Source organism: Bariatricus sp. TF06-38A (assembly GCF_027690675.1).
Taxonomy (GTDB): domain Bacteria; phylum Bacillota; class Clostridia; order Lachnospirales; family Lachnospiraceae; genus Allocoprococcus; species Allocoprococcus comes.
The window spans coordinates 24,094-43,378 of the sequence record NZ_JAQFCE010000022.1 but is presented as its reverse complement, the minus strand read 5'-3'; the positions used below and the strand labels follow the sequence as shown (position 1 = coordinate 43,378).

At 39.6% G+C, this 19,285-nt stretch carries 21 protein-coding genes and 1 pseudogene; 19 read left to right on the top strand and 3 right to left on the bottom strand.

The genetic code is table 11. The features are described from left to right. Nucleotides 1–161: 161 nt before the first annotated feature. The 14 genes and pseudogenes from PG418_RS14650 to PG418_RS14585 form a co-directional block, all read left to right on the top strand. Nucleotides 162–620, top strand: a complete 459-nt coding sequence (locus PG418_RS14650; protein WP_498837604.1) for a GtrA family protein — start codon at nucleotides 162–164, stop codon at nucleotides 618–620. Between the two features lie 133 nt (nucleotides 621–753). Next, the gene (locus tag PG418_RS14645; RefSeq protein WP_498837616.1) at nucleotides 754–1,947 is read left to right on the top strand and encodes a DegT/DnrJ/EryC1/StrS family aminotransferase; all 1,194 of its coding nucleotides are present in this window, start codon (nucleotides 754–756) and stop codon (nucleotides 1,945–1,947) included. Nucleotides 1,948–1,956: 9 nt separating this feature from the next. Continuing rightward, nucleotides 1,957–2,637, top strand: a complete 681-nt coding sequence (locus PG418_RS14640; RefSeq protein ID WP_498837603.1) for a sugar transferase — start codon at nucleotides 1,957–1,959, stop codon at nucleotides 2,635–2,637. A gap of 23 nt (nucleotides 2,638–2,660) precedes the next feature. Next, entirely contained in the window at nucleotides 2,661–3,659 is a 999-nt protein-coding gene (locus tag PG418_RS14635) for a glycosyltransferase family 2 protein (protein ID WP_498837602.1), read from the top strand. Between the two features lie 18 nt (nucleotides 3,660–3,677). Further along, on the top strand, nucleotides 3,678–4,775 hold the full coding sequence (gene glf, locus PG418_RS14630; RefSeq protein ID WP_498837601.1) for a UDP-galactopyranose mutase: 1,098 nt from the start codon (nucleotides 3,678–3,680) through the stop codon (nucleotides 4,773–4,775). A gap of 274 nt (nucleotides 4,776–5,049) precedes the next feature. Beyond that, nucleotides 5,050–5,751, top strand: coding sequence for a hypothetical protein (locus tag PG418_RS14625; protein ID WP_498837600.1), 702 nt, complete (start codon nucleotides 5,050–5,052; stop codon nucleotides 5,749–5,751). Beyond that, nucleotides 5,718–6,095: a hypothetical protein gene (locus tag PG418_RS14620; RefSeq protein ID WP_498837599.1), complete on the top strand. Its 378-nt coding sequence runs from the start codon at nucleotides 5,718–5,720 to the stop codon at nucleotides 6,093–6,095. The genes PG418_RS14625 and PG418_RS14620 overlap by 34 nt, the downstream gene beginning before the upstream one ends. A 142-nt stretch (nucleotides 6,096–6,237) precedes the next feature. Further along, complete coding sequence (locus PG418_RS14615; RefSeq protein ID WP_498837598.1) at nucleotides 6,238–8,220, top strand: LTA synthase family protein; 1,983 nt, start codon at nucleotides 6,238–6,240, stop codon at nucleotides 8,218–8,220. 179 nt (nucleotides 8,221–8,399) lie between these two features. Then, a complete protein-coding gene (locus PG418_RS14610; protein ID WP_498837597.1) occupies nucleotides 8,400–9,845 on the top strand; it encodes a hypothetical protein in 1,446 nt (481 codons plus the stop codon). Nucleotides 9,846–9,968: 123 nt separating this feature from the next. Then, nucleotides 9,969–11,807, top strand: a complete 1,839-nt coding sequence (glmS, locus tag PG418_RS14605; protein ID WP_446821527.1) for a glutamine--fructose-6-phosphate transaminase (isomerizing) — start codon at nucleotides 9,969–9,971, stop codon at nucleotides 11,805–11,807. Between the two features lie 169 nt (nucleotides 11,808–11,976). Continuing rightward, complete coding sequence (locus PG418_RS14600) at nucleotides 11,977–13,260, top strand: S1C family serine protease (RefSeq protein WP_044999222.1); 1,284 nt, start codon at nucleotides 11,977–11,979, stop codon at nucleotides 13,258–13,260. Nucleotides 13,261–13,521: 261 nt separating this feature from the next. Continuing rightward, nucleotides 13,522–13,839 (top strand): spore coat associated protein CotJA, encoded by a 318-nt coding sequence (locus tag PG418_RS14595; protein ID WP_177999340.1) that lies wholly within the window; start codon nucleotides 13,522–13,524, stop codon nucleotides 13,837–13,839. A 5-nt stretch (nucleotides 13,840–13,844) separates the two neighbouring features. Then, nucleotides 13,845–14,117, top strand: coding sequence for a spore coat protein CotJB (locus PG418_RS14590; protein ID WP_498837615.1), 273 nt, complete (start codon nucleotides 13,845–13,847; stop codon nucleotides 14,115–14,117). 3 nt (nucleotides 14,118–14,120) lie between these two features. After that, nucleotides 14,121–14,324: pseudogene (locus tag PG418_RS14585) on the top strand (manganese catalase family protein); the annotation flags it as partial. A 21-nt stretch (nucleotides 14,325–14,345) separates the two neighbouring features. On the opposite strand, the gene PG418_RS14580 reads toward PG418_RS14585, so the two are convergent. Both PG418_RS14580 and PG418_RS14575 read right to left on the bottom strand, forming a co-directional pair. Then, nucleotides 14,346–15,875: a recombinase family protein gene (locus PG418_RS14580; protein WP_498837596.1), complete on the bottom strand. Its 1,530-nt coding sequence runs from the start codon at nucleotides 15,873–15,875 to the stop codon at nucleotides 14,346–14,348. Between the two features lie 208 nt (nucleotides 15,876–16,083). After that, complete coding sequence (locus tag PG418_RS14575) at nucleotides 16,084–17,037, bottom strand: DUF4236 domain-containing protein (RefSeq protein WP_498837595.1); 954 nt, start codon at nucleotides 17,035–17,037, stop codon at nucleotides 16,084–16,086. An 80-nt stretch (nucleotides 17,038–17,117) separates the two neighbouring features. Between PG418_RS14575 and PG418_RS14570 the strand changes: the two genes are divergently transcribed. Both PG418_RS14570 and PG418_RS14565 read left to right on the top strand, forming a co-directional pair. After that, a complete protein-coding gene (locus tag PG418_RS14570; protein WP_173684968.1) occupies nucleotides 17,118–17,315 on the top strand; it encodes a helix-turn-helix domain-containing protein in 198 nt (65 codons plus the stop codon). Between the two features lie 179 nt (nucleotides 17,316–17,494). Continuing rightward, the gene (locus PG418_RS14565) at nucleotides 17,495–17,617 is read left to right on the top strand and encodes a hypothetical protein (protein ID WP_446821530.1); all 123 of its coding nucleotides are present in this window, start codon (nucleotides 17,495–17,497) and stop codon (nucleotides 17,615–17,617) included. 16 nt (nucleotides 17,618–17,633) lie between these two features. Here PG418_RS14565 and PG418_RS14560 read toward each other — a convergent pair whose 3' ends face one another. After that, nucleotides 17,634–18,020 (bottom strand): helix-turn-helix domain-containing protein, encoded by a 387-nt coding sequence (locus tag PG418_RS14560; protein ID WP_459777667.1) that lies wholly within the window; start codon nucleotides 18,018–18,020, stop codon nucleotides 17,634–17,636. 142 nt (nucleotides 18,021–18,162) lie between these two features. On the opposite strand from PG418_RS14560, the gene PG418_RS14555 reads away from it, so the two are divergent. Genes PG418_RS14555 through PG418_RS14545 form a run of 3 tightly spaced genes read left to right on the top strand, consistent with a single transcriptional unit; the run spans nucleotide 18,163 to nucleotide 19,257 of the window. After that, on the top strand, nucleotides 18,163–18,321 hold the full coding sequence (locus PG418_RS14555) for a hypothetical protein (protein ID WP_446821532.1): 159 nt from the start codon (nucleotides 18,163–18,165) through the stop codon (nucleotides 18,319–18,321). A gap of 4 nt (nucleotides 18,322–18,325) precedes the next feature. Next, nucleotides 18,326–19,045, top strand: a complete 720-nt coding sequence (locus PG418_RS14550; protein ID WP_173684965.1) for a phage antirepressor KilAC domain-containing protein — start codon at nucleotides 18,326–18,328, stop codon at nucleotides 19,043–19,045. Between the two features lie 59 nt (nucleotides 19,046–19,104). Next, entirely contained in the window at nucleotides 19,105–19,257 is a 153-nt protein-coding gene (locus PG418_RS14545; RefSeq protein ID WP_173698935.1) for a hypothetical protein, read from the top strand. Nucleotides 19,258–19,285: the final 28 nt, after the last annotated feature.

The window sequence follows — 19,285 nt, the reverse complement described above, 5'->3', positions numbered from 1 at the left end:
TGAAATTATATAAAATAAGTTGTTAAATATACTAATCATGTTATCATGGATTTTAGGAGACAACAAGTGATATTGTAAAGAAAACGTTGTTATATGAACAAAAATATAGTATAATAGCACGGTTTGAAGAAGAGAGAATATTTTACGAAAGGATAACAGAAATGAAAAAAGAAAAAGATATATTTGATCGTATCATGGAATTTCCGGTTTTAAGGATTTTTAATCCATTTTATAAAAAAAATAAAGAAATATTATTATACTTATTTTTCGGAGGTTTAACATTTATAGTAAGCATTGCTTCGTATGCATTTTTTAACATTCAACTAGGATGGAATGCTCTGGTAGCAAATATTGGTTCATGGATACTGGCAGTTGCATTTGCTTATATAACTAACAGGATTTGGGTATTTGATTCTAACGCTGAAACTACAGCTGATTTTATCAAAGAGATCACCAGTTTCGTAGGCGGTCGAGTAGCAACGCTGGTAATTGAGGAACTGATTTTATTCATTTTCATCACAAATCTGGGAATGAACAGTATGCTGGTTAAGATAGTGGCACAGGGGATTGTGATCGTGCTTAATTATGTGATCAGCAAGCTGATTGTGTTCAAAAAATAGCAGAAAAGTAGTTAAGAAATAGTTTTAATTGTATTTTATGGAGTTTTTTGGTAGTATATACTATGTAATAATTTTGTAATAATTGTTACATAGTATATTTTATTTTAAAGAAAGAAGATTATTTATGGAGAATATGCATATCGCTTTTTCACCTCCGGATATCACGGAAGAGGAGATAGCAGAAGTTGTAGATACGTTAAGAAGTGGTTGGATCACAACCGGACCAAAGACAAAGCTTTTTGAAAAACAGTTGGCAGAATATATAGGGACTAATAGAGTAGTCTGTCTGAATTCAGCAACAGCCTGCCTGGAGATGACACTGCGTCTTCTGGGAATTGGACCGGGAGATGAAGTAATTACAACTGCCTATACTTATACTGCATCAGCCAGTGTAGTAGAGCATGTAGGTGCAAAACTGGTTCTGGTGGATGTGGCAAAAGATTCTTACGAGATGGATTATGAGAAGCTGGCAGATGCAATCACAGAGAAGACGAAAGCGGTTATCCCGGTAGATCTTGCCGGAATTATGTGTGACTATGATAAGATATTTGAAATTGTAGAAGCAAAGAAATCACTTTTCCATCCGGCAAATGAACTTCAGGAGAAGTTTGGCAGAGTGATCGTAGTGGCAGATGCAGCGCATGCATTTGGCGCAGAGCGAAAAGGAAAGAAATGTGGACAGGCTGCAGATTTCACAAGCTTTTCCTTCCATGCGGTAAAGAACCTGACGACAGCGGAAGGTGGCGCAGTCACATGGCGTCCGATCGAAGGTGTGGATGACGAAGAGATTTATAAAAAATATATGCTTTTTTCACTGCACGGTCAATCCAAAGATGCGCTAGCAAAGACGCAGCTTGGCGCATGGGAGTATGATGTTGTGGCACCTTATTTCAAATGTAATATGACTGACATTATGGCTTCCATCGGACTGGTACAGTTAAAGCGTTATGATGCATTATTGGCACGACGTCGGGAAATCATAGGAATGTACAATAAAGCGCTGGAAAGTCTGCCGGTGAGTGTACTGAATCATTTTGATGAGGGTCACAAGTCCAGCGGACACCTGTATCTGATCCGTATTCAGGGAAAAACACGGGAAGAATGTAATGAGATCATTACGAAGATGGCAGAGCGTGGCGTGGCAACCAATGTGCACTACAAACCGTTGCCGCTATTATCTGCTTACAAGAATCTGGGATTTGATATCAAAGATTATCCAAATGCCTATGCATTATTTGAAAATGCAATTACATTACCGCTTCATACAAAACTCACAGATGAAGAGGTAAAATATGTGACAGATGTATTGAAGGAATGCATCGGATAGGAATGCTGTATGAGAAAATGGGACGAACTTCCGAAGTTTATGAGAACAGACGAAGTAAAACAATACTATGATATTCTGATCAGACACGAAAAAGAATTAAGATTAAAGAGATATTTTGATATTCTGCTTTCGATGATTTTACTTGTTATTTTATCACCGATCATGTTAGTCATCAGTATTGCAATCAAGCTGGATTCACCGGGACCGGTGATTTACAAGCAGGTGCGTGTGACACAGTATGGAAAGAAATTTCACATTCTAAAGTTCCGTACTATGGTGCAGAATGCAGACAAGATGGGAACACAGGTTACGATCAGTCAGGATTCCAGACTGACACGGGTTGGAAAAGTGATCCGTGGCTGCAGGATTGATGAATTTCCGCAGCTTATCAATGTCTTTCGTGGGGAGATGAGTTTTGTCGGAACCAGACCGGAAGTTGTGAAGTATGTAAAAGGATATACTAAAGAAATGTATGCGACTCTTTTGTTACCGGCAGGAATCACTTCCAGAGCCAGCGTATGCTACAAAGATGAGGGTGAAATGCTGGAGCATGTAGAAGATGTGGATTATGCTTATATTCACGAAGTGCTTCCGGAGAAGATGAGTTATAATCTGGAAGATCTGCGCAAATACAGTCTGTGGAGAGATTTCATGACCATGTTTATGACAGTATTTGCAGTATTGCGATAAGAACTACAGTATAGGAGAAATGTATGTTAGTATCAGTTTGCACGATTGCGCGCAATGAAGAAGAGTATCTCCCACATTTGCTGGAAGATATTACGAAACAGGATTACCCGGCAGAGCAGATTGAGGTTGTGATGGTTGACAGCAGCTCAACAGACGGAACCAGATGGATTATGGAACGCTTTGCTGAAGATAATCCACAGTATCATAATTGTATTGTTACAGAGAATCAGGGAAACAATCAGGCATCCGGCTGGAATCAGGCAATCCGTTGTTCGACCGGGGATATCATTATCCGTCTGGACGCACATGGGCGCATTCCGGAGGATTTTGTTTCCAAGAACGTAGAATGCATGGAAAGCGGAGAATATGTCACTGGTGGACCAAGACCGAATCTTCCGGAGAAGGACACACCGTGGCAGAGACTTCTACTGAGCGCGGAAAGTTCGATGTTCGGAAGTGGAATCGCAGGTTTCCGGAGAGAGAATGAAAAAAAATATGTAAAGTCCATGTTCCATGCAGCGTATCGGAGAGAAGTATTTGAAAAGGTTGGACTTTTCAATGAAAATCTGGGGAGAACGGAAGATAATGAGATGCATTACCGGATCCGGCAGGCAGGATACCGCTTATGCTACGATCCGCAGATTCATTCCTGGCAATATGTGAGAAGTTCGATTCCGGGAATGATGAAGCAGAAATACGGCAATGGAGACTGGGTAGCAAGAACTCTTGGTGTATGTCCTGGATGTCTCAGCATTTATCATTTTGTACCGTTTGCTTTTGTGATTGCGATTCTTGTGACATCCTTTTTGGCAGCACTAAAGAAGCCATTTCTGGCGATTGCCATGTGGATCACTTATTGGTGTGGTGCAATCGGAATGGCAATACTTGCTGTAAAAAATGAGGCGAAGCATATATGTCAGCTTTTGCTTCCGGGAATCTTCTTTTTACTTCATTTAAGTTATGGAGTGGGAAGTGTCGTCGGAATGGGAAAGATGATAAAAGATAAAATTACAAAGAAATAAAAGAGAGGATTTAGTATTATGAAGTACGATTATTTAGTAGTAGGATCAGGATTATACGGAGCAGTATTTGCTCACGAAGCAAAGAAAAAAGGAAAAACCTGTCTGGTAATTGACAAGCGTCCGCATATCGGTGGAAATATTTACTGCGAAAATATTGAAGGAATCAATGTTCACAAATACGGTGCACATATTTTCCACACATCCAACAAACAGGTTTGGGATTACATCAACCAGTTCGCAGAGTTCAACAATTACATCAACTCACCGGTAGCGATTTACAAAGACGAGCTTTACAACCTGCCGTTTAACATGAATACATTCAGCAAAATGTGGAACATCAAGACACCACAGGAAGCAAAAGAAATGATCGCAAAGCAGGTTGCAGAGACTGGAATCACAGAGCCGAAGAACCTGGAAGAACAGGGATTATCTCTTGTAGGAAAAGATGTATTTGAGAAATTGGTAAAAGGTTATACCGAAAAACAGTGGGGACGTGCCTGCAAAGACCTTCCGGCATTCATCATCAAACGTTTACCGGTAAGATTTACATTTGACAACAACTATTTCAATGACAGATATCAGGGAATCCCGATTGGCGGATATACAAAGATCATTGAAAAGATGCTGGACGGAATCGAAGTAAAAACAGATACCGACTACTTTGAGTTCATCAAAGAAAATCCGGATATCGCAGAGAAGACATTGTTTACCGGAATGATCGACGAATACTTTGGATACAAGCTCGGAGCACTGGAATATCGTTCCGTAAGATTTGAGACAGAAGTACTTGATACAGACAACTATCAGGGAAATGCAGTTGTAAACTACACTGAAAGAGAAGTTCCGTACACACGTATCATCGAACATAAGCACTTTGAATTTGGAAAACAGGAAAAGACCGTTATCTCTAAAGAGTACTCTTCAGAGTGGAAGGTTGGAATGGAACCGTATTATCCGGTAAATAATGAACAGAACAATAAGCTGTTTGAAGAATATAAAAAGCTTGCAGAGCAGGAAAAGAATGTGATTTTTGGTGGACGTCTTGGAAATTACAAGTATTATGATATGGATAAGGTAATTGAGGCGGCACTGGAGATGGTGGCTGAGGAATTATAGGAAAATATAGCATAAAAAACAGGGTATGAATGAGGATATCCTGTTTTTTATGTAATATGTATGGGAAGAAGTTGAAGATGGAGAAAATAATTGAAATAAGAAATAAGATCGAAATGAAATGGGAAGCTGTTCCGTATGAAAAAAATGTGATATGTCGGAAAAAAATTTTTTGTGTGCATTAAGTGTATGGATAATCTATGCGTTTAATTGGATAACGATGTTTCATATACAGTGACCTGAACATTTATATTTTTATATACAGGTTTTTGTTGGTATGGCAGTGTTGTTTAGATACATGGTGCTGAGTTCTGAGAATATAGATGCTTTGGTTTTAGCTCTTATAGTTTTAGCTGTATTTGTAATTTCAAAAGATAGAAATGGAACAGGATTATTACTTGAAACAGGATTGTTTATTATCGGAGCTAGAAAAATTGATTATAAAAAGATTTTAAAAGTATATCTTGCAATTGAAATTCCGTTAACGCTTATCACTTTAATGGCTGCACGTTTGGGAATAATTGAAAATTTAGTATATCACCGTGGAGAACAAGTGAGAATGACCTTTGGATTTGTATATCCTATAAATTTTGTGTCGTATCTTATGTTTATAATTGCTGCATGGATTGCAATAAAAGAGGTAAAATGCATATTTTTAGAGTTAGGTATGATTACGATACTTGTAGTTTTCCTGGACAAGTATTGTGATGCAAGGTGTGGAGAAATATGTATTATTCTTATTGTGCTTTGTACTGCATATTTAAAATGCAGAATGTATTTTGCAGAGAAAAAAGGGAAAAAGTATAAGACATCTAAGCTCTTAAATTTTTTATGTTTATGTGTGCTGTTTTTAGGTGCAGGAATAATGATTCTTTTGTCCAGATTTTATGATCCAAGTAAAGGCTGGATGGAAAAACTGAATAGTATTACGTCAACAAGACTTTTTTGGGAAAGAAAACTTTTGATTTGTATGATGTGAAGTTGTGGGGACAGTATATTGAAATGCATGGAGACGGTGGAACGACAGATCCTGTCCCAGATTACTTTTTTATTGATTGTTCGTATTTAAATATACTAATGAGATTTGGATTTGCTGTTTTTGTGATAGTAATGTTGTTATTAAGTATTATGATTATTAAGAGCTTTAATAAACCGTATTTGATGGCGATGATAGTTGTAATATGTATACATTCGGTAATAGAGCAACATTTGTTTGAATTGCATTATAATATATTTTTAATGTTAGCATTTGCAAATTTTAATGTACAAGATAATAGGAAAAAGGCGTTTATAAAAAACAAGAATAATAACGGTCTAGAATGAATCAGGATATGGGATAAAAACATATCCTGATTTTTACATTTTGATGATTTTGTAGTTGTTGTCAATCTTGCATTTTTCCAATATTTATGCTTTACTATGCTATGTATGTTTGTAAATACTAAGTAAAGGAAATGAAAGGAAAATGAAAAAACCAAAGATAAAGAGTATCGGATATGGATTCTATTGTATTCTAATGATCATAATATCGGTTCTTGGATTTATTCTTTATAATCTGGGAAACTGGGTATTAGACACGTGGGGGCTGTTGTCTATCGATGAAATTATTTTTCATCTGAAAGTACCGCTTGATGGGACAAACTCAGATGTAGTACTGGATGGGATCAATGCATGCGTACCATTGGCAGTATTAGTATTATTTTTATCTATTTTCCTGATTATAGGATTAAGGAATAAGCATGGAAAATGTATGATTGCGTTATTTCTTGTAGCTGTGATTGCCTGTGGAAGTGCAGGAAGGGCGGCTTATGAAGTATATGATGAATTGGATGTAAAAGAATATCTGCTAAGTCAGAGGAAAGAATCGCATTTTATTGAACAGAATTATGTGGATCCACGTACAACGAAGATTACGTTTCCTGATAAAAAAAGAAATCTGATTTATATTTATCTGGAGTCAATGGAATCCACCTTTGCGTCAAAAGGAGATGGAGGAGGACTAGATTTTAACTGCATTCCGGAATTGACGACTCTTGCAGAAGAAAATACTAATTTTTCCAATTCAGATAAATTGGGTGGTGGATATCCTGCTTATGGAGGAACCTGGACAATGGCAGGTATTTTTTCACAGACTTCAGGAATACCGATCAAGAATTCGGAACAGACGGATGATGTAAATGCAACACTTACAGAACAGTCTTCTTTCTCTTCGCAGGCAAGAAACTTAGAGGATATTCTTGCAGATGAAGGATATAACCAGTGTTTTATGATTGGCTCTGATGCGACTTTTGGGGGAAGAAGAGCATACTTTGAGAGTCATGGAAAAGGACAAACAGAAATCTGTGATTATAATACGGCAAAAGAAAACGGACAGATACCAGAAGATTATTATGTATGGTGGGGATATGAGGATCAGAAGCTGTTTGCAAATGCGCAGGAAAAACTGACCGAATTAAGTTCAAAAGATGAACCGTTTAATTTTACTATGCTGACGGTAGATACCCATTTTGAAGATGGATATGTATGTGAACAGTGTCAGAATGAATTTGGTGATAACCAGTATGCAAATGTAATGGCATGTTCGAGCAGGCAGGTAGATGCATTTGTAAAATGGATTCAGCAACAGCCATTTTATGAAAATACAACGATTGTAATAAGTGGGGATCATTTGACGATGGATTCTGATTTCTGTAATGATGTCAGTGAAGATTATGAACGTAGTGTATACAATGTATTTATCAATCTTCCAGAAGGTCTGGACACTTCATTTGAAAAAACACATAACAGAGAGTTTGCAACACTGGATATGTTCCCGACCACGTTGGCTGCGATGGGAGTAACAATTGAAGGAGACAGGTTAGCACTTGGAGTGAATCTGTTTTCTGATGAGCAGACACTTACCGAGCAATATGGAAGAAAAGGTCTTGATAAAGAGCTGATGAAAAAATCAAAATTCTATGATATGCTGATCAATGATGTGGATATTGATGCACTACAGAAAAAGCGAAAGGAAGAGGCCGAAAAACAGCAGGAGGAAAATGCAGATAATCAGGAAAATACAGATAATCAAGAGCAGCAGACGAATCAGCCAGATGCAGGTGTAGATACAAGTGGTATTGAAACGCCGGATGCATGGCAGGGGTATACGCAGGATAATTACCAGTATAATTATAATGACGGATCGAATGATTACTGGTATGACGGAGAAAATTCCTGGGACAATTCATGGAATGGAGGATATGATGATAATACTTATGTAGAACCAACTCCAACGCCGGAACCGACTCCAGCTCCAACGCCGGAGCCAACACCAGATCCAACGCCGGCACCGGATCCAGTGCCAGAGCCGACACCAACACCAGATCCGGCACCGGATTCAACACCAACTCCGGATCCCGGTGGAGGCGCAGAAAGCAATGCAGGCGGAACAACAGAAAATGTAAATTAGAGAAGAACTCCGGTTTATGCCGGGGTTTTTCTTCGGATAAATAAAGCAGAACGGAGTTGTCCGTAAATTGATACAATGAGAAATTCTACAAACAAGTAGACATTTCCCCATAAAAAGTGTAAGATAGAATCTAAGAGTATTTATACTTACAATTAATATGGTTAGAAAGAGGAAAGTACATGAAGATGAAGTTTACGAAAAAAATAGCGACAATTCTTTTGTCTGTATGTCTGATCGTACCATGTTTTTCTGTGATGGCGCTAGCTGCAAATGGTGTGATATTCTTTTCTGATCTTGAGACAAGTGTCGGGGATGAATTTACGATCACAGGTACAGCAGTTGTCAGCGGAGATGTAATCGGAGACGCGACGATTCATATGACTTACGATCCTTCTTATATGCGATTTGAAGAGGGAGACGGAGTGAATGCAGACACGGATGGTAATCTGACATTTAAAGGTTCAGGTGACGGAAGCAGTGACCGGATTGAGTTTACAATGAAATTCCAGGCTCTCCAGGAAGGAAGTACAAGACTTGAACAGGGAGATGCGACGGTTACAGACAGCGCTGGATCAAGTGTGGCATGTGAAGAAGGATATGCGGATGTTACGATTGGAGCAGGAGATCCGAGCAAGATTAAAGATGTTGCGAATGGAGCAAGTGTCACGATTGATGGTCAGGAGTATACCTTATCCGGTGATTTCTCAGACAGCATGATTCCAGCTGGATTTACAGCAGGAGAGATTACTTATAATGATTCGACGTATAAAGGTGCTGTGCAGGAAAAGACAGGACTTCAGATGGCTTACTTGGTAGACGGCGATGGAAAAGGCGATTTCTGGATGTATGATTCATCTGACAGCAGCTTCTCACCGGCAGAACAGGTTGTGATTTCAGATACTTATTCTATCGTAATTTTTGATGCAGGCAGTAAAGTGTCTATGCCATCAAAGTATTCAAAAGGAAATCTGGAGATCAACGGCAAGACTTTTGAAATCTGGGATGAACCGGATCGCGATGATTTCTATGTATTATATGCAGTAAATAATGACGGTGAAGAATCCCTCTATTTATATGACTCTGTAGAGCATACTTATCAGAGAATGGAGACTCCGAAGTCTGCGACTACACCGGATAAGAAGAGTGCAAGCAAGTTTGACGCAATTTTAGAAAAGATTTCCGATCATTTGATCTGGTTTGTAGCAGCGGCAGCAGTTATCGTCATTCTTCTGGTAATCTTCCTTCTTGTTTCCGTTGTGAAGTTACATAACCGCAACAGAGAGTTGGATGATCTGTATGATGAATATGGACTGGATGACGAGCCACAGAGCAATCCGGTAAGACCGATCCAGCCTGTTAAGGCAGAAAAGAAATCACAGTTCAAAAAGAGACAGGATGATGATTTTGAAGATGATTATGATGACTTCGATGACGATTTTGACGATGATGATTATTATGATGATGACTTCGACGATGATTATGATGACGAAGGAATAAGTGATGATACTCGTAGCGTTGATGAGTTTGATGATGACGACTTTGATTCGTTCGATGATTATAATATCAAGAAAGAAAAGCGTAAAAAAGGTGATACTTTCGAAATGGATTTTATTGATCTGGATTAAAGAGAAAGGCGGGGATGACGATTGTTATTCCCGCTTATTCTTTACAAAAAGTCCCATATTTGCTACAATGTAACGAAAAGAGTAAAATTTATTTTCGCAAAAAAGACTGGAGGATATAGATAAATGTGTGGAATCGTAGGATATGTCGGATCGCAGCAGGCTGCACCGATCTTACTGGACGGATTGTCAAAGCTGGAGTATCGTGGATATGATTCAGCAGGGCTTGCTGTCCGTAATGGAACCGAAGAAACGGAAGTCATCAAGGCAAAAGGCCGTTTGAAAGTATTAGCTGAGAAGACCAACAACGGTACAGCAGTTCCGGGAACCTGTGGAATCGGTCACACCAGATGGGCAACACATGGGGAACCGTCAGAGAACAATGCGCATCCGCATATGAGTGACGATGGCAATGTAGTTGCTGTACACAACGGTATTATTGAAAACTATCAGGAGTTAAAGAACAAGCTGCTCCGCAAAGGATATACATTCTACTCTGAGACGGATACAGAGGTTGCTGTTAAGCTGATCGATTATTATTATAAAAAATATGAAGGAACACCGGTAGATGCGATCAACCATTCTCTGGTCCGTATTCGTGGATCTTATGCGCTTGCTGTGATGTTCAAGGATTATCCGGAAGAAATTTATGTGGCAAGAAAAGACAGTCCGATGATTCTTGGCGTAGGAGATGGAGAGAGTTTTATTGCATCAGATGTGCCGGCTATTTTGAAATATACAAGAAATGTATACTATATTGGCAACCTGGAGATGGCAAAGGTCAGCAAAGAGGAAATTACCTTCTACAATCTGGACGGAGAAGAGATCCAGAAAAAAATGAAAACTGTTGACTGGGATGCAGAAGCAGCTGAAAAAGCTGGTTTTGAGCATTTTATGATGAAAGAGATCCATGAGCAGCCAAGAGCGGTTAAGGATACTCTGAATTCTGTATTAAAAGACGGAAAGTTTGATCTGACAGATATCGGATTAGCGGAAGAGGATATCCGGAGAACAAGCCAAATTTACATTGTAGCATGTGGTTCTGCTTACCATGTAGGTATGGTGGCACAGTATGTGATCGAGGATCTGGTGAAGATTCCTGTTCGTGTGGAGCTGGCTTCTGAATTCCGTTACCGTAAGCCAATTCTGGATCCAAATGGTCTGGTGATCATTATCAGCCAGTCAGGAGAGACCGCAGACAGTCTTGCAGCGCTCCGTGAGACAAAAGCGCAGGGAATCCGTACACTTGGAATTGTCAATGTAGTCGGATCTTCTATTGCAAGAGAAGCGGATAAGGTATTCTATACTCTTGCAGGACCGGAGATCTCTGTGGCAACAACGAAAGCGTACAGTACACAGCTGATGGCTTCTTACATCCTTGCAATTCAGTTTGCCAAAGTAAAAAATACAATCACTGAAGAGCAGTATGAAAATTATATTGCCGAATTACAGGCAATCCCGGAGAAGATTGAAAAGATTATTGAAGATAAAGAAAGAATCCAGTGGTTTGCAGCAAAGCAGGCAAACGCAAAGGACGCATTCTTTGTCGGACGTGGAATTGATTATGCAATCTGTATGGAAGGCAGCCTGAAGATGAAAGAGATCAGTTACGTTCATTCAGAGGCATATGCAGCGGGAGAACTCAAGCACGGAACCATTTCTCTGATAGAGGATGGAACGCTTGTGATCGGCGTGCTGACACAGCCGGAATTATATGAAAAGACGATCAGCAACATGGTAGAGTGCAAGAGCCGTGGTGCATATCTGATGGGACTTACAACTTATGGCAATTACAGTATCGAAGATACCGCTGATTTTGTAGTTTACATTCCGAAGACAGATGAGCATTTTGAGGCATCGCTTGCAGTGATTCCGCTGCAGCTGATGGGATATTATGTATCCGTTGCAAAGGGACTGGATGTAGATAAGCCGCGTAATCTGGCGAAATCTGTAACGGTTGAATAAGAAAAAGCGCAGTTTGGATAAGTCATAATATCAAATAAGATGGAGCTTAGTAAGATGGACGACATAAAAATATGTCGTTCATCTTTTTTTTCATATTTTATCACACTTTCATCACAATTATAGGCTAAACTCTTAACTATAGAAAAGGAAAAGAAAGGAGTCTTGAATGATGGACAATCAGTACAATTATTACAGACCAGATTCAGATGAAAATAGAGGAGCAGACAATCAGCAGGGATTCGGAGCAGGACCGCAGCAGAATCCGAAAGCTCCAAAACCGAAAAAAGGTTACGCAAAGAAAGTCGCACTTGTTGTAGGTGCTGCAGTATTATTCGGGGCAGTTGGCGGTGTGACGATGCAGGGAACCAGTTATCTGACTGGTAAGCTGCTTGGAAAGAATACAAAGAGTACCGTAGGCACAACAAAGACTGTATCGAACGCAAAGCTTACGACATCTACCAGTACAGTAACTTCTGATGTATCAGATATTGTTGAGAATACACTTCCGTCAATCGTTTCTATTACCAATATGAGCGTACAGGAAGTACAGAATTTCTTCGGAGGAATCAGCCAGCAGGAGAGTGAAAGCGCCGGATCCGGTATCATCATCAGCCAGAATGATTCAGAACTCCTGGTTGTTACCAATAACCATGTTGTAGAAGGAAGTGATACACTTACTGTTACATTTAATGATGGTAACAGCGTGGAAGCGCAGATTAAAGGAACAGACTCCGCAAGGGATCTTGCAGTCGTAGCTGTTCCGCTTGATAAGATTTCAGACGATACAATGAATGCGATTAAGGTTGCAACACTTGGAGATTCAGATTCTCTGAAGGTTGGAGAACCTGCTATTGCAATCGGTAATGCACTTGGTTATGGACAGTCTGTTACAACTGGTATCGTCAGTGCAACCGGACGAACAATTGATGGATTTGACGGAGAATACATCCAGACAGATGCAGCAATCAACCCTGGTAACAGTGGTGGAGCTCTTCTGAATGCAAATGGTGAGGTAATCGGTATCAACTCTGCAAAGATCAACAGCTCGGCAGTAGAGGGTATGGGATTTGCGATTCCGATTTCTGATGCAAGTGATGTTATCCAGAATCTGATGAATAAAGAGACAAGAAGCAAGGTTTCAGATGAAGAAAGAGGATATCTTGGAATCAAGGGATACGATGTATCTGAAGAAGGTGCACAGATGTACAATATGCCGACCGGTGTTTATGTCAAAGAAGTTATGAGTGGTGGCGGAGCTGAGAAAGCCGGTCTTACAAAAGGATCGATCATTACTGGTTTTGAGGGAAGTTCCATCAGTGGTATGAGCTCTCTTCAGGAACAGCTTCAGTATTATAAAGCCGGAGAAGAGGTAACGCTTACCGTACAGATCCCGGATAAGAATGGTGAATATACAGAGAAAGATATCAAGGTTACACTTGGTAAAAATTCATAAAATGATGTGAACACGCCGTTTTATGGGAGTATGAGGTGTTCGAGGATTGCGGGAATTGCATAGCAATGGAGCAATCCGGTTACATTATAAAATACTAAAGAAAGATGCCGTCAGATCAGAAATGGTCTGGCGGCATTATTGATATTGAGACCTATTTGAAATGGAAATGGTATCAGATTATGCCGGATGCAAAAGTCAGAACCCTTTTTAAAAAATTACCATACAATAATATTGCAGATATAAGAAAGGGGAGCCAAAACAATGCAAAATTGCAGAAATAATAATCCATATATGAGACGTGCAAATTGTGGATGTGGCAATAATAACAATAGCTGTAATAGTAATTCATGTATGGCGAACAATGATGGAAGAAATCTATCGATGTCAGCACCTGTTTACCGAGAACGATCTGGATGCAGCGATCGGGACGATGCGTTGGATGGAATGTCGATCGCAATGGCTTATGTGCCATGGCAGAGTTGGAGACACATTTACGAAGCCGGAAAAGGATTCCACAGAGGAACCATATTCGAAGAGCTTGATCTTCCGTTTAAGGGGAAAGGAGGATGTAACGCATGAATGAAATGCCAAATTCCAAACCTTGTAGAAAAGATCTCCTGATGCAGATTGGTCATGCGAGCTTTGCGGTAGATGATGTGAAGCTTTATCTGGACACTCATCCTCGTGATCAGGAAGCGCTGGACTTTTTTTATGAATATAATAAAAAAAGGAACCAGTTGTTGAAAGAATATGCAAAATATTATGGACCACTCACAGTAGATACCGCTGTTCCTTCCTGCTCAGACAGATGGAACTGGATCAATGAGCCATGGCCGTGGCAGGAAGGAGGGCGTTAGTTTATGTGGAATTATGAAAAACGTTTACAATATCCCGTAAAAATTACCCAGACCAATCCGAAGATGGCCCAGGTAATCATCAGTCAGTTCGGTGGACCGGATGGAGAATTAGCTGCGTCCATGCGTTATTTATCACAGAGGTACACCATGCCGTACAAAGAAGTGACAGGAATTTTAACCGATATTGGCACAGAGGAATCAGCACATACAAGATGGAAGTAAAAAAGATCAGCGAGAAATACGCGGAAAAACGTCTATGGAAAAAGAAGAATGCCGTTGGCCACGGGCGTTTTTCTCTGTTTTTGTAAAATCTATTCTTTCAATCACATTCTTCAAAGCTGTATTTTTATCTGCAGCATCAAAAGTATCCCATGCATTTAGAAGCTCCTGACATTTAGGGACAAATGTGGAGCGGTTCTTTTTTGACAAATCGAGGCGCACGATATCAGCATTCACAGATTCAATTTTCTTATCAAAATCTTTTATTTTATCTTCCAGAGCAGTAGAACGCTCAAAGAAAATCTCTTTTGTATAAATCCCCTGCTCTAATAAATCGAATAAGGATCCCCGTTGCTTCAGAGTTGTCTCCTTTTCTTTTTCCAAATTCGCAAGAATGGACCGGAGAGATTCTTGCTCGGAATCATCTGCACTTTCAAAATTATTTACCTTGTAGTCAGCTATGTAGTTGCGGATCCATTCCAGGACAGCGTTTTCGAGTTCTTCAAGTTCAATAGCTACAGTGGTGCATCCGGCATATTGGCAAATAAGATAATCACGAGGCTGTTTGGCGGACATTTTTTTTCTAACCATGACACGCCCGCAACAAGAACACCGGACAATTCCGGCGAACGGATTCTGAATTCTACAGCTACGTTTTACCGGAGCGGTCATGGAAGAACTTACAGAGTTCGCCCGGTAATAGAGATCTTCCGAGATACATCCAGGATGTTTTCCTTTTACTAAAATATAATCATCTGCCTTCGGACGGCTGGTTGCGATTTTTCCATTTACAATTGCTTTTTGTGATTTTCGATAATTCCAACGTAACATTCCTATATTTACAGGGTTTGAAATGATTGTTTTTACAGTAGCCGGATTAAAAGGCTTTCCACTACGAGAAACGATTCCCATGCCGGTTAATGCAGAACAGGTCTTCTGGAATCCGTATTTTTTATTCCCCATAAAATCATACATAAGTTTCAAAACCGGATTTTCTTTTTCGTCTGGTACGAGCGTAAAATGCTTGCAATCATCCGCTTTTACACGCCTCCAACCGTATGGAGCGATGTTGCCGACATAATAACCGTCTTTTACAGATCGAATACGCCCAGCCTGCATCCTACGTTTAATAGTGGCATATTCACGCCGAGACATAAAAAGAGAGAACTCGAAGTATTCATTGTCGTTCTCAATCGCTGGATTATAAGTCTTTCCTGGAGTAACGATCAGAGTGTTGGAGTAGAAGAAAGCTCTCTGAACACGTCCTTGATCAATAGTGTCACCTCTGGCGAGACGTTCCACTTCCATAACAAGGACACCTTCCCAGATACCGGATTCAACTTCGGATAAAAGGCGGACCATTTCCGGTCTAGCATCGATGCTATCTCCGGATACGACTTCTCTGTAAATAGCTCCGATCGGAAGGCTTCTGGCACGTGCAAGTTCAAGAAGAGTTTCCTCATGACGTTTCAAAACATCAATTCCGAGTGCTTCGAGGTCGGAATCTTTTCTGGATTTTCTTAAATAAATTACATACATAATGTATCAGCTCCTTTGTATTTTATGAAAAAAAGGGTACAAAAATAACAGCCTGAGAACTTTTGTTCTCTTGCGTGGCTGCTCCGGAGATGATACAATATTATTTGGAAATTGGGTATCTCTTCGGAGTACTTAATAGAGAAACATATTGGCGTATGTTTCCATCGCTCGACCGTTCCTGTTGGCGCAGGAGCGGTTTTTATTTATTTTATTGTGGAGGGTTACATACTCCACATGGCTCATGATTTCCTTTGACTTCGGATAAATGTTTTTCTATTTTTGACTGATCTAAGAAACGACAACCATCTCGATGGTATTTTTCACCTGTATTAGTAATATAAACTATCGGATCATCGTTTTCTTGAGAAACGACTTGCGAATCCGCAGGAACCTGCTCTTGAGATTCTGCCTGGGCAGCAGCTTCTTGAGTAGCTTTTTCTTCTGCAATACGTTTATCCTCAGCTTTCTTTGCGGCAATTGCTGCTTTATCTTCAACCTTTAGTGTTAATTCGTTGCTTTTTATTCCATTGTGTTCGGCGTAAACTTTATAAGATCCAGCTTGGGACGAACTGAAAATAAAGGAATTTCCATCTGTCTTTATTTCGCCACCAGTGATTTTGAAATCTTTTTCGGACACTTTATAATCATACGGATCAGTTGTTATGGATATTACAATATCTTGATTGATATCATAAGCAGCAGTCGTATCTGCTGACAATGTAATTTGTTTTAATTTGGAAGGAGTAGTAACCCCTATAACAGCACAAATAAGGATTAGAGCTGTTATGGTACATTTTACAGGTTTTTTCCAATTGGAATATTTCCACATAAGAAACAGACCGGCTGGGAAAAATAAAATCAATAATGCGATAATCCATCCTGTTTTCTGGTACCATTTTTCATCGTCTCCATTATGATTTGGAGCACTATATTGCGATGAAATTGGTTGCTTTTTAGGCTGCTGGGAATGCGTGCTACTTTTTGTCGATTGGACATAAGAGATGCCGGTTCCTGGTATTCCAATGGAAGCAGTTTTCTTTCCTTTAGAATTAACCGTGTAATGAGCTCCGCGCGCACCAAAAGTCACGCTGGTACTATTCTTGTTCAAATTCAATTTGACTCCTGGAGCTATTTTTATACTTTTTTTAAATCTTAATCCCATAAGTCAATCCCCCTTATGTAAAGTATTTTATTCACTTTATCAATGTACATATTTTTTTGAGTTTTGCAGATAATAAAAATATGAAAATATTATTATTGCAAATTATGAATGAGCGGAATCTGACAATTCGCCAGGTGTCCGTTATGACGGGATTGCCACGTTCTACAATCAGCGATATTATAAGCGGTCGAAGCGATCCGCGAATGAATACATTGGAACAGTTGGCAATCGGATTAAAAGTAAAAATTACAGACTTATTTGACTCTCCGTACAAATAAGTGTCCGAGTTCTCGGACAAATTCAAAAATCGCGTTACTTCTCCAGACTTGGATTGTTATTATAGTAGAAAGTATAATAAACAGAACAAATGTTTGCGAAACTCTTGAAAATATTTGTTTCAAGATGTAATATAAAAACAAACATACGTTCGGAAACGCCGAGACTGGAGGGGTTACATATGAGTCAAGATGAACATAACAAGCAAAAAGACATAACTTTTATTGCTGAATTACTTAATAAAGAATCTCCGGAAAAAGTACGAGATATCCTGGTGTTTATCCGGAGCTATCTCGGAAAGTAAGTTCTAAAGAGTCAGGCTACTGGCTCTTTTTTAAGTTGTCTATAAATTGCTGTGCAATCTTTTCTAATGTTGCTTTGCTTGTATCGTCCAGCTGCTCGTATGTAACGATAAAAGATTGGATGGCATTAACTATCGCAGAGTCTTTATCTTTTAACAGCATACCAGTATATTTCAGTAGTTTCTGCTGTTCGGTCATTTGCTCAAACATTTCACCTTCTCCGGTTCGGAGCCATTCTTCATTTACATCAAATTCCCTGCAAATAGAAGAAACAACAGCATCGAGAGGTGTTCTTGCACCAGATTCGTAACCGGCAACAGTACCTTGTTTTACACCTATCTTATTTCCAAAATCAGATTGATTAAGTCCTAACTCCTTCCGGAGTAAACGAATTCTTTCGTTCATTTATCGCTCACCTTCTTTCTAAAAACGATTATAGCACACAAAATATTGCAATGCAATAAAAACAGGCTAAAAACTATTGACAAAATAATAGCGTTGATATAATATGATATTGCAAAGATATGAAAGCGTGGTGATGAAAAATATGATGGATTTAGAAGCGAAGAAAGAACAGGAGATTAAAAACATGGTAACAATTTTGGAGCAGATTGATCTGCCTGATATTATTCTGCTTACGAGAGATGCCAATACACTTCTGATGCGGCAGAAAGAAGCAGAAGCACAGGAACAGAGAGTGAGGTGATAGGATGCAGGATTTGCTAAAAATAAATTATGAAACAGAAGAACCTACTGTTTCAGCCAGAGAGCTTTATGATCGATTAAATATTAAAAGCAATTTTACAACTTGGTTCAGGCGCATGTGCGAATATGGCTTTGAAGATGGAAAAGACTTTTTTCCAAAAATGGAAGAAAGTACCGGTGGCAGACCTTCCGAGGAATTTGCCATGAAAATTGATATGGCAAAAGAAATCTGCATGCTCCAGCGATCACCGGAAGGCAAACAGATCCGCCAATACTTTATAGATCTGGAGAAAGCTTGGAACACACCGGAACAGGTTTTTGCCAGAGCATTAAAGATGGCAGATAAGACCATCGAAAAGCTGAAGCACAACAATGCACTCCTTCTGGAGGACAATGTCCGGATGAAACCGAAAGAAGTATTTGCGGATGCGGTAGCAACAAGCCAGAGCACAATCCTGATTGCGGATCTCGCAAAGCTCCTGAAGCAGAATGGCGTGGATACCGGCCCGAAGAGACTCTTTGAGTGGTTGCGTGCGAATGGTTATCTGATCCGGAGGAAAGGAACAGACTACAATATGCCAACGCAGAAGTCAATGGAGCTGCAGCTGTTCCAGGTAAAAGAGTCTACGGTAAATAATCCGGATGGATCCGTGAGAATCAATAAAACTACAAAGGTTACAGGCAAAGGTCAGCAATATTTTATCAATAAGTTTTTAAAAGAGTAGGCGAGGACAAAGTAAGAAGGACAATCTGGACAGCATAGCATAAAAAGAGGTGATGATAAATGATTGTTGAAACCATGCAGATCGGAAACGCAACCATACGGGTGCATGATGATTGTTTTAAAAAGACGAAAGAGGAAATGCAGCAATGTGCAGATGGATTTTTCAGAGTTCTGATCGAAGCTGCAGAGAGAAAAAAGGAGAAAACCGCGTAAGCGGTACCGGTTGGACAAGCAAAGGAGG